The 11712-nt window shown below is 51.0% G+C and carries 10 protein-coding genes; all 10 read right to left on the reverse strand.

Annotated features, from left to right (window positions below):
- Positions 1 to 118: 118 nt before the first annotated feature.
- On the reverse strand, positions 119 to 1561 hold the full coding sequence (locus MRBLPE1_RS18665; RefSeq protein WP_364148212.1) for a bifunctional 2-methylcitrate dehydratase/aconitate hydratase: 1443 nt from the start codon (positions 1559 to 1561) through the stop codon (positions 119 to 121).
- A 19-nt stretch (positions 1562 to 1580) separates the two neighbouring features.
- Positions 1581 to 2702: a bifunctional 2-methylcitrate synthase/citrate synthase gene (gene prpC / locus MRBLPE1_RS18670; RefSeq protein WP_364148215.1), complete on the reverse strand. Its 1122-nt coding sequence runs from the start codon at positions 2700 to 2702 to the stop codon at positions 1581 to 1583.
- On the reverse strand, positions 2692 to 3591 hold the full coding sequence (prpB, locus tag MRBLPE1_RS18675) for a methylisocitrate lyase (RefSeq protein ID WP_364148217.1): 900 nt from the start codon (positions 3589 to 3591) through the stop codon (positions 2692 to 2694). Before prpB ends, prpC begins: the two co-directional genes overlap by 11 nt.
- 29 nt (positions 3592 to 3620) lie before the next feature.
- Positions 3621 to 4763, reverse strand: coding sequence for an acyl-CoA dehydrogenase family protein (locus tag MRBLPE1_RS18680; RefSeq protein ID WP_364148220.1), 1143 nt, complete (start codon positions 4761 to 4763; stop codon positions 3621 to 3623).
- Between the two features lie 35 nt (positions 4764 to 4798).
- Entirely contained in the window at positions 4799 to 5650 is an 852-nt protein-coding gene (locus MRBLPE1_RS18685; protein ID WP_364148223.1) for a 3-hydroxybutyryl-CoA dehydrogenase, read from the reverse strand.
- Between the two features lie 18 nt (positions 5651 to 5668).
- On the reverse strand, positions 5669 to 6841 hold the full coding sequence (locus MRBLPE1_RS18690; protein WP_364148226.1) for an acetyl-CoA C-acetyltransferase: 1173 nt from the start codon (positions 6839 to 6841) through the stop codon (positions 5669 to 5671).
- A 13-nt stretch (positions 6842 to 6854) separates the two neighbouring features.
- Entirely contained in the window at positions 6855 to 7994 is a 1140-nt protein-coding gene (locus MRBLPE1_RS18695; RefSeq protein ID WP_364148229.1) for an acyl-CoA dehydrogenase family protein, read from the reverse strand.
- Positions 7995 to 8159: 165 nt separating this feature from the next.
- Positions 8160 to 9125, reverse strand: coding sequence for a TIGR03943 family putative permease subunit (locus MRBLPE1_RS18700; protein ID WP_364148231.1), 966 nt, complete (start codon positions 9123 to 9125; stop codon positions 8160 to 8162).
- Positions 9122 to 9991, reverse strand: a complete 870-nt coding sequence (locus tag MRBLPE1_RS18705; RefSeq protein WP_414698911.1) for a permease — start codon at positions 9989 to 9991, stop codon at positions 9122 to 9124. Before MRBLPE1_RS18705 ends, MRBLPE1_RS18700 begins: the two co-directional genes overlap by 4 nt.
- A gap of 95 nt (positions 9992 to 10086) precedes the next feature.
- On the reverse strand, positions 10087 to 11658 hold the full coding sequence (locus MRBLPE1_RS18710) for an ABC-F family ATP-binding cassette domain-containing protein (protein ID WP_364148235.1): 1572 nt from the start codon (positions 11656 to 11658) through the stop codon (positions 10087 to 10089).
- Positions 11659 to 11712: the final 54 nt, after the last annotated feature.

Here is an 11712-nt window from a genome sequence, read left to right on the forward strand (position 1 = left end):
ATATTCTTATTCCGCTTACTTATAGAATATAACGTGTTTGGGCTGCGAAAGGTTACAGAAAAGCTACAAAAATTAGGATTAAAAAAAAGAAAAACCCGCGTCTGTCGCAGGCCTTTGTTTAAATGACAAATAACTCCATAAAGTGCTGGACAGAGGTATTTTCTAAAGTGCTCTGATTCCGGCAAAGCTCCACGATCGCTTGCGTTTGCTTCGCTGGAAAACGGCTTTTCAGATTGGCTTCGAATTTGCGTTCAAGGAGCGGGATGCCTTCGTCCCGTCTGCGTCGATGCCCGATTGGATAAGCGATTTCCACCCGTTCCGAAGCCGTGCCGTCTTTGAAAAACAGTTGAACGGCATTCGCGATCGATCGTTTATTCTCATCCAAATAGTCCAGCGAAAAGGCGGGTTCTTCAACCGTTATCATTTTTTGGCGAAGCTCATCGATGCGGGGATCAAGCGCTGCGGCTTCTTCGTAATGATCGGCTGTTAAATTCCCATGCAGCAGTCCGATCGCTACCATATACTGCAAGCAATGATCGCGGTCAGCCGGATTATGCAGCGGTCCCGTCTTGTCGATAATGCGCAAAGCCGATTGATGCGTAGTCAAAATGATTTTATCAATTTCATGATAGCGTGCAGCAGCAGCGGCATGCAGTTTTATAGCTGCTTCAACGGCCGTTTGCCCATGGAATTCGGCGGGAAATGAAATTTTAAATAAAATATTTTCCATAACATAAGACTCGAAACCGCGATTAAGCACAAGCGGCTTCCCTTTCAGGAGCACATCGCAAAAGCCCCATTCCTGTGCCGACAACGCGGAGGGATACCCCATTTCTCCGCTCAGCGACATGAACGATAACCGGACTGCGCGGCTCGTCGCGTCCCCTGCCGCCCATGACTTTCGCGTTCCGGTATTCGGGGAATGCCGATAAGTTCGCAGCGGGTGGCCATCGATCCAAGCATTCGATAAAGCGGATATAATCTCAGCATGCGTCCCGCCAAGGAGCGCCGTCACGACAGCGGTCGATGCGATCTTCACCAGAATGACATGGTCGATCCCAATGCGGTTGAAGCTGTTCTCCAGTGCAAGAATACCTTGTATTTCATGCGCCTTTATCATGGCGGTAAGCACGTCTCGTATGACTAATGGAGGCTTTCCCTCGGCAATGTTTTTTCTGCTTCGGTAATCCGCAGCCGCCAGAATGCCTCCTAGATTATCTGACGGATGACCCCACTCGGCTGCGAGCCAGGTGTCGTTATAATCCAGCCAACGGATGATGCAGCCGATGTTAAAGGCTGCGGTTACAGGATCCAGCACATAAGAGGTTCCGGGTACGCGTGCGCCGTTTGGCACGATGGTTCCAGGAACGGCGGGACCGAGCAGCTTCGTGCATTCCGGATACCGAAGGGCCAGCAGACCGCAGCCAAGCGTATCCATGAGGCAATATCGGGCTGTTTCATATGCTTCCTGGCTGGTGACCTTATAATCTGCTGCATAGGCAGCGATATCGACCAGCACCTGATCTGGCGAAGGTCTCTGGTTATTGGCAGGAACTGACATGGAAATTTACTCCCCCCTATCAGGATCGTTGATCAATGGATAACCATGGCAAAGGTTCTGGTCCTACATAATCCGCATTTGGACGGATGATCCGATTATTTGCCCTCTGCTCAATCACATGAGCCACCCATCCGCTTATACGGGAGATGACAAAAATAGGCGTGAAAAGCGAGGTAGGAATTCCCATTAACCGATAAGCAGACGCGCTGTAGAAATCCAGGTTTGGAAACAGCTTCTTCTCTTGCATCATGATTTGCTCTATTCGTTCGGATATTAAATAAAGTCGAGAATCATTCTTTTCCTCGGAAAGCTTTTTTGACCAAACTTTAATGATATCGGATCTTGGATCCCGCACAGAATAGACGCGATGGCCGAAACCCATAATTAATTTTTTATGCTGCAGCATCTGCAAAATCCCTATTTCTGCCTCGCTCGGACTGGAAAAAGCATCGATCAGCGCCATCGCCGCCTCGTTAGCGCCGCCATGAAGATTCCCCCTCAGTGTTCCGATGCCGGTCGTAACCGCCGAGTAAACATCGGATAAGGTGGATGCCGTGACTCTGGCCGCAAACGTAGATGCATTAAATTCATGCTCCGCATACAAAATGAGCGAAGCATCCAGTCCCTTTTCATGGAGTGCATTAGGCGGATGTCCGTGCAGAAGCTGGAGAAAATGCCCGGCAATACTGTCATTTTCCGTCTCGGTGTCGAGCCTTATGCCGCTTGCATGGAAATGATGCCAATAAAGCAGTATGGAGGCACTGCTTGCCAGCAGCCGATCGGCGATCGAATAGCGGTTATGCTCATCGGTCTCCGGCTCCAATGCGCCAAGCGCCGATACTCCCGTCCGCAGAACATCCATCGGATGCGCGTTTGCGGGAAGCTGCTCCAAAATCAATTGCAAGCCTGCAGGCAGTTTGCGCAGGCCGTGCAGCTTCTTCTTGTACTGACTAAGCTCGGTTGAATCAGGAAGCTTACCGTAAATAAGCAAAAATGCGGTTTCCTCGAATGAAGCCTCTCTTGCTAGGTCATCGATCGAATAACCGCGATAGGAAAGTCCCTTTCCCTGCTTTCCGACGGTAGAAATCGCGGTTTGCCCGGCAATTACGTCAGCGAGCCCTCCCTGCTTCTTAGTCGCCATCGTTGCTCCCCTCCTCCTTGCTGCCATAAAGGCGATCCAGCCTATGTTCATAGCTGTAATAGTCAAGAAAATCATAAAGCTCCGATCGTGTCTGCATGCGGCTGATGACGTTTACTTGTGTCCCTTCGCGTCTGATCGTCTCATATACGAGCAAAGCCGCCGCATTCATCGCGCGAAAGGCGGACAAAGGGTAGAGCGCCAACCCGACGCCCGCAAGCCTCAGCTCTTCAACCGTGAACAGCGGGGTCTGGCCAAATTCGGTAATATTTGCAAGCACGGGTACTTTGGCTGCTTCTGCAAATGCCCGGTAATCCTCAAGCTTTGTGACTGCCTCCGGAAAAATCATGTCCGCTCCGGCCTCTACGCATGCGCAGGCCCGTTCAATGGCGGCAGCTAAGCCTTCCTCAGCCAAGGCATCCGTCCTTGCCATAATGACAAAGGTTTGATCCACTCTAGCATCTGCGGCAGCTTTGATGCGGTCAACCATTTCTCCTTTGCCGACAATCATTTTGCCTGGTCGGTGACCGCATCTTTTCGCCGCGATTTGATCCTCTATATGCACGCCAGCCGCTCCTGCACGCTGCATCTCCTTGATCGTCCGCGCAATTTGAAACGCGCCGCCAAACCCCGTATCCGCATCTACGAGCAGCGGCAGCTCCGTGACGCTCGTTATTCGTCTTGCTTCCTCAAGACAATCCTGGAGCGATGTCATTCCGAGGTCGGGCAGCCCGAAGGAAGCATTGGCAACGCCAGCTCCGGATAGATATAAAGCTTGGAAGCCGACTTTCTCCGCCATCATGGCAGAATAAGCATTTATGGCCCCTGCGACCTGCAGCGGCGCTTCGTCTTGGACCGCCATGCGCAGCCGCTGTCCGGGAGTAGCCTTCATTCCGTCACCGCCTTTCATAAGAAGAGCGTTCATCTGAGCAATTGCCCGCCGATTACGATCCTGTGAATTTCATTCGTTCCCTCATAGATCTGGGTCGCCTTTGCGTCGCGAAACAGCCGCTCAATGCCGGATTCCTTCAGGCAGCCCTCTACGCCAAACAGCTGAATTGCAGCATTGGTCACCTTTACTGCCGTGTCTGACGCAAACATTTTCGCCGCGGAGGCTTCCTTCGTGCATGCTAAGCCGTTTTGCCGCAAATAGGCGGCACGGTAAACGAGCATTTTTGCCGCTTCGACTTGAGCGGTCAATTCAGCCAGCCTGATATGTTTATGCTGCAGCTGGACAAGACGCCTGCCGTTTTTTTTGTGGCTCGACAGAAATCGGTTATCCATTTCGCGAATAGCAGCCTCGGCAATTCCCAGCGCTTGCGCGCCAATGCCGATCCTTCCCCCGTCAAGGGAGCCTTTGGCGATGGAAAAGCCTTTTCCCTCCGCACCCAGCCGCTGCGCGACCGGAACCTTAAGCTGGTCGAAAATCAATTCACAGGTATTGGAGCCGTGAAGCCCCATTTTCTTTTCCTTTCGGCCGATCGTAAATCCCGGCATATCACGCTCGATAATGAACGCGGTGATGCCATGGGAGCCTTTTGATGAATCAGTCACCGCAAAGGTAATATAGGTGTCAGCCGCGCCTCCATTCGTAATGAACAGCTTCGTTCCGTTCATAATGTATTGCTCTCCGTCAAAAACCGCCGCCGTTCGAATGGCAGCCGCATCCGAACCGGCATTCGGCTCCGTTAAAGCGAATGCGCCCAAGCTTTCGCCGGAAGCCAGCTTTGGGATATATTTCGATAGCTGCTCGGAGCTGCCATATTGTAATATGGGAAAGGTTCCGACGGAAGTATGAACGGACAAGATGACGCCGGCTGCCGCGCTTATTTTTGACACCTCGTTAACCGCAAGAATATAGGAAATGAAGTCGGCGCCTGCTCCGTTCCAATGCTTTGGAATAGGGATGCCCATAAATCCTTTTTGCGCCATTTTTGAAATCAGGGAATAAGGGAATTCATCCCGTTGTTCCATGCTGCTTACGACCGGGGCAATTTCTTGCTCCGCAAAATGTTGGACCGCTCTCCGCAGCTCTTCTTGTTCCCGCGTAAACCGGAGCTCCATCGTCCTACACCCTCTCCGACGCTACGATTGCACTTTTATGAATAACGATAAAAGCCTCGTCCGGTCTTCCTTCCCAGCCAGCCGGCTTGCACGTATTTGCGAAGCAGCGGGCATGGTCTGTATTTTGAATCGCCGAAGCCATGGTACAGCGTCTCCATGATGGCTAAGCAGGTGTCGAGCCCAATAAAGTCGGCCAGAGCAATCGGTCCCATCGGATGATTCATGCCAAGCTTCATGACTTGATCCACCGCTTCAGGCTCCGCTACCCCTTCATATACGGTATAGATAGCCTCGTTGATCATGGGCATTAGAATCCGGTTTGAGACAAAACCTGGAAAGTCCTTCACTTCAACCGGCGTTTTCCCTAGTTGTTGCGATAGGATTTGTATCCTCTCGAACGTCTCGTTCGACGTTTCCAGGCCTCTAATAATTTCAACTAATGGCATAATCGGAACCGGATTCATGAAATGCATGCCGATAACGAATGGGGCTCTCTTGGTCGCCGAGCCAAGCTCAGTAATGGAGAGCGATGACGTATTGGAGGCCAGAATCGTATGCGGCATGCAGATTTGATCAAGCTGGGCAAAGATCTTCTGTTTGGTTTCCATACGTTCGGTCACCGCTTCAATGACAAGCTCCGCATCCTGCGTGCGGTCAAAATCCGTCGCGGGTACAATGCGGTCTAACAGCTGCGAGCGCTGCTCGTCAGTTGTCTTCCCTTTGCTTACTAGGCGGTTAAGAGAGGTGCTAATCTGCTTGATGCCGCGATCCACCGCGCTTCGGTCGAGGTCATAAAGCGTGACCTCAATCCCGCTTTGCGCAAGCGTCTGAGCGATTCCGCTGCCCATTTGTCCTGCGCCGACTACCGTTGCTTTTTGAATGGCCATCTGATCCCCTCCTCCGCGTCAGCTCCCTGCTTGCAAAAGCACCGCATCGCCCTGTGCACCGCCGCTGCAGATCGCCGCAATGCCAAGGCCGCCGCCTCTGCGCTTCAGTGCATGGGCTAACGTGAGGATGATTCTTGCTCCGCTTGCTCCGATCGGATGTCCGAGAGCAATGGCTCCGCCGTTAACGTTGACCTTTTCTTCGTCCCAGCCCAGGATTTTGCCGCAAGTGAGAAGCACGGCTGCAAAGGCTTCGTTGACTTCAAACAAATCGATATCCTTTAGCGATGTCCCCGTATCCCGCAAAAGCTTCTGAATGGCTAAAGCCGGTGCCGCAGCTAAATGAGGCGCTCGCGTGCCGATCGTGCAATGTCCGATGATTTTCGCCAGCGGCTCATATCCGCCGCGTGCCGCCGCTTCTTCAGACATTAACAGGAGAGCGGCAGCACCATCATTTACGCCTGGGGCATTTCCCGCCGTAATCGTTCCATTAGGACCTTGAATCGGCTTCAGCTGGGCAAGCTTGCTTTCATTCGTATCGCTGCGAGGGCATTCGTCAAGAGCAATCAACCGGTTTGTACGAGTCAAAAAAGGGTCGATTTCTTCATCGAAAAGCCCTGAATCCGCAGCAGAGCACGCGCGTAAGTGGCTTCTTAACGCCCATTCATCCTGTTCCGTCCGGCTGATGCCGTATTCCGCCGCCGCTTGATTGCCGTGCACTGCCATCATCACGTTGTGGAACGGGCATAGAAGCCCATCGTGAATCAATAGATCAGTCAGCTCCGCATTTCCAAGCTTGGTTCCCCATCTCGCCGCTTTGGCGGCAAATGGCGCTTGGCTCATGCTTTCCATTCCGCCGGCTGCAATAATTTCCGCATCGCCAGCACGAATCATTTGCTCAGCCATCGTGACCGCCCGCATCCCTGACGCACACACTTTATTTATGGTTTCCGCGTTTGAGCTCCAATCAAGTCCTGCCCGAATGGCTGCCTGCCGTGCCGGATTTTGCCCGCCGCCGGCTTGCAGCACCATGCCCATAAGGATATGATCGACTTGATTAGCGGCAATGCCTGCTTGCACAAGCGTGCCTTGAATCGCCGCCGCACCCAGCTCTACGGCTTCCATATCCCGAAACATGCCCCCGAATTTTCCGAACGCCGTTCGTTTTCCGCCGACAATGACGGCTTGGCGCATGATGGATCGCCCCCTATTTCTTCAGCAGCCGAGATAAACAATCCATGTTCATTCCGCCGGTTCCCAGGTCAGATTCCAAGCATTTGGCGTCCCGTAAAAAACGTTCCAATCGGTATTCTTGCATGTAGCCATATCCCCCGAACACCTGTATTGCTTCAATAACCGCCGCAACAGCGCACTCTGCCGAGAATTTACGGGCGATTGCCGCTTCTCTCCCGCAGTCCAAGCCTGCATCCTTGCGCCATGCGGCCTGATAGGTGAGCAGACGTGCGGCTTCAAGCCGAGTCCACATATCGGCAAGCTTAAAGGAGATGCCCTGCTGCTTTCCGATTAAGCTGCCGAATTGTTTGCGTTCCTTGGCATAAGCCGCTGCCGCTTCATATGCGCCTTGCGCAATGCCGACCGCTTGCGCAGCAGCGCTAATGTGGGCGATATCCGCTAATGACGAAGCTATCGTGAGCCCTTGACGATTTCTGCCTACTTGATTTTTTTTCGGGATGGAGCATTGCTCCAGCTTAATTTCCGAGAAGGGAAAGGAACCCAAGCCCAATTTATGGATACTTTTCCCTATGCGAAGTCCAGGAGCACCGCGTTCTATTAGAAACGTATGATATTCGTTCTTTCGTCTATTCGAATCGGTATGCGCAAATACCAGATAAACATCCGCAATGCCGGCTTGCACCGCGTAAGAATGCCCGCCATTTAGCAGCCAGCTTTCCTTACCTGACTGGGCAGAAATGCTGCTGGCCCCGTTACTTTCATCAATACTCTGCAGAGGCAGCGCGCAGGCACCCAGCATCGTTCCCCCTGCAAGCTTGCTTAAATAACAAGCTTTCGTATATTCATCGCCATAAACATAAATCGGCCATGCCGTGTAAACCGTATGCGCGGCCAAAGCTGCGGCGGTTGAAGCGCATACACGGGCGAGCTCTTCCACGGCAATCGAAAAGGTGAGCCAATCGCCGCCTGCCCCGCCATATCGTTCACTGACCGGAATGCCCGTTAAACCGAGCTTCCCCATCTTGTCAAACAGCTTACGATCAAACTGCTCTAGCTCATCCCGTTTCCCCGCCCCGGGAGCAACCTCGCTTTCCGCGAATTCCCTAACGACCGATCGAGTCATTTCCTGCTCCTCGGCTAAAGAAAACTGCATCTCCCTCCCCCCTTCTGATGGCAAGCATAGCAAGTGGACAAAGTTCGACGGTATCCGCGTATAGCGTATTATATGAAAGCAGACTGCGGAAAAATGCCCTTGAATGTGTCTAAATAAACGCAAAAAAGCCAGCCCGTTAAGGCTGGCTTTACATAGGGATTATGCTTATGTCGTCCGGTAAACATAGGGGTCCTTCGGTGTATCAATCGCATGCCAATCCGTAACCTTTAAGACGGGAATCGTCTGTTTAAAGGGCTGGTAAAACTCCCATGTGAGCTTGCCGGAAACATGGACCCAGTCATCGTCATTCATTTGCGTATTTTTTGGAAATTCGACCAGCATGCCAAATACGCCGGAATCCGCCACGCAATGGATAAATCCAAAGCGGAATATGAAATAATGATTGCCGTCTACCTGCTGTCCTTTATAAGCAAAGCCGTCGAATCCAATCGTTTTGCCTATAAAAGCGTCCGGCGAATTGTAGATGGCCTCCATGCCTTTTAAATAATCCGCATCGGTTAACGTAACGGCAGGACGGTTTGCGAATTCGGCCAGTTCCTTGCTTTTCACCTTGTCGTAATCGTCTTTCCGATAGAAAACACTCGAATCCGGCTTCAAAAACTGATGCGCGCCCGGGTTTTTCTCGATGTTTTCTTGAAAGCTAGGGAAAGAAAATCCTTTGGCTTTGACAAAGCTGGAATCGAGCGCGTGGGCCGGCAGGAAAAGGCCGGTTACGATGGGTACGAATAAAATAAGATAACCGAAAAAACGTTTAAGCTTCGTATCGTTGCCGTGGGAATGGTCATGTCCATGCGCATGCTCATGCGAATGATTATGATCAGGCTCGTGATGATGCCCTAGATGTATATGCTGCTCCTGACCATTTCGCTCCAATTGCAGGCGATCATCGCCGTTTTCGGCTGCCAAAGCGACTGCCGCTTGCTTCTTTTCTTCGGCAACTTGCAGGCGCGAGACACGCACAAACTCGAAAATACTGAGCAACCCCATAATGACAACCGCGCTTATGGAAAGATAAGCATATTTCATATTGATGTATTTATTGATGTCGCCGGTATAATGAAGCATAAAAAACATGAAGGAAAATCCGAACAAAATGAAAAAACGAATCATCCGAATAACCTCCCCACGATCAATGAGCCGATTAAGGTAAAGACAGTGACTAACCCGATCAGGACAAAAACAAATTTACTGCGATACGTTCCAAGCAGCATCAGCGTATTTTTAATATCGATCATCGGACCGAATACAAGAAAAGCGGATAAAGAACCGACAGTAAACGTGCTTCTAAAAGAAGCCGCTATGAAGGCATCCGCTTCCGAGCAGAGCGAAATGATGAAAGCTAAAGCAATCATCACGAGAGATGAGGTTACCGGATTGCTTCCAAGGTGCAGCAGATACGAGGTCGGAACGAACGTTTGCATGCACGCGGCTATTAATGCTCCCAAAACCAAATATTTGCCCACCGAGAAAAATTCATCAATGGCGTGAACAATGACCTCATACAGTCGCTTCCCTGCCGGCACGCGCGCCGCAAACGGCTCGGCTCCATGCTCGGCTGCCGCTGCCGCCTGTCCGTCCTGCACGCGAAAAGGAAGATCTTTAAAAATAAACGATAATATGATAGATACCGAGAAGGCAACGGCTATCGCTAGACCGGCGCGTATCCCCACCATTTCCCAATCATTTCCAAATGCAATGTAAGTCGAAAATAATACGATCGGATTTATGATGGGACCTGTGAGCATAAAAGCAATCCCGGCATGCAGCGGCATACCCTTATTGATTAACCGTTTTGTAATCGGTACGATCCCGCATTCGCATGATGGGAAGAAAATTCCGATCCCGCAGCCGAATACCGTGGCGAGATACCGATTGCGAGGCATAATCCATGCAATCCATTGATCCTTCACGAAGGTCTGGATCAAACCGGATATGAGCACGCCGACCAGGACGAAAGGAATGGCTTCCATGACCATACTGATGAAGATCGTGTTTAATTGATATAAAGTTGTCAAGCATGCTCATCTCCACTGCATAAACTTTTTCCTTTTCAAACGAATGAGCCGCGCAATTAAACGCTTTGCTGGCTTATCGTTCCGCCCGGTTCGTAGGTAAGAAGCTTCGTTGCAATTTTATCAATAAAGAAACGGTCATGGCTTACCGTAACCACCGCGCCCGGAAAATGAATCAGCGCCTGTTCCATGACTTGGATGCTTGTGAGGTCGAGATGGTTCGTAGGCTCATCCAATATGATAATTTCAGCCCCGGACAATAAGCACTTCGCCAAGGCGACCCGCGCCTGCTGGCCTCCCGATAAGCTTCCGATCACCTTCTGCAGATCAGCTTCGGAAAATTGCAGCATGGACAGAAATTTATTCACTTTTTTCCGCGGAGCATCCAGCCCAAGGCCGTAAACATTCACGGCATGGCTTACCGTATCCTTTTGGTCCAGCTCGTCCCACATCCGATTGAAGAAAGCATAGTTCACGCCTTTGCTAAACCGCACTGCGCCTTTATCCGGCTGCTCCTGACCTGTCAGCACTTTAATCAACGTCGACTTCCCGCTGCCGTTTGGTCCGATAATCGCAATCCGGTCTTCTTTCTGAATGTCGAAGCTGACATCTTGAAAAATCAAACGGTCGGCATAGCTTTTTCCGATTGCTTCAACCGAGCATAAATTGTCCGGGAACCGCAAATTTTCGTAAATGTCCGTAATGAGCACATTCACGGGATGAGGCTCGATTCGTTTCTTCATATCTGCAAGCTTACGTGAAAGCCGATCCTTGGAGGCTTTCCTTTTGGTTCGGTTATCGAGTTCCTCCGCTTCCATAAGAAGCAGCTCTTCTTCCCATTCAAACTGCCGGTCGAGCTCTTTTTTACGGAGCTTTTTTTTGCGGATATAATCCGTATAATTCCCTTCGTATTCTTGAAAATGATAGTTTTCGATTTCAATGGTACGCGTGACCACCCTGTCAATAAATTGCCTATCATGGGAAACCAGCACCATCGTGCCGGTGAAGCGATTCAACCACTGCTCGAGCCAAGCAAGTCCATCTAAATCCAAGAAGTTAGTGGGCTCATCCAGCAGGACCACGTCCGGCAGCTCAATAAGCATCTTCGCAAGGGCCGCGCGGTTGCGCCAGCCGCCGGACAGCTGATCCACGGGCTGCACACGTGAATGCTCGTCAAAACCAAGCTTCGTTAAAACCGTATCGATCTCCACCGCTGCATTCCAGCCGTCATGATGCTCCATTTGCTCAAACAGCTCCGCTTGCCGATCCAATAATTTCTCCATTTCCCGTTCATCCGCTGCGCTGCCTAGCTTCTCGCCGATTTCATTTAGCTCTCGCTCGATACTCCAGATATGCTCGTAGCATTGCTCTAGCTCCTGGCGTACGGAGCGATTTCCGCTCAGCTCGGAAAATTGGGAAAAATAACTCACCTTCGCCTTAGGGTCAACCTCTACTTTCCCGGATGTAGGCTCTTCTCTGCCGAGAATAAGCTTAAATACAGTAGATTTTCCGGCCCCGTTTCTACCAATTAACCCAACCCGTTCCCCTTTGCCAATACGAAAATAGATATCGCGAAAAATAAGAGTATCCTCATATTTTTTCGTGACGTTTTCCAATCGGATCACGCTCATGTCCTTCACCTCTGTATATGGTTGTAAACCACTCGCTACCTCCCTGTCAAGCTG

The organism is Paenibacillus sp. LPE1-1-1.1, from assembly GCF_040676435.1.
Classification (GTDB): domain Bacteria; phylum Bacillota; class Bacilli; order Paenibacillales; family Paenibacillaceae; genus Pristimantibacillus.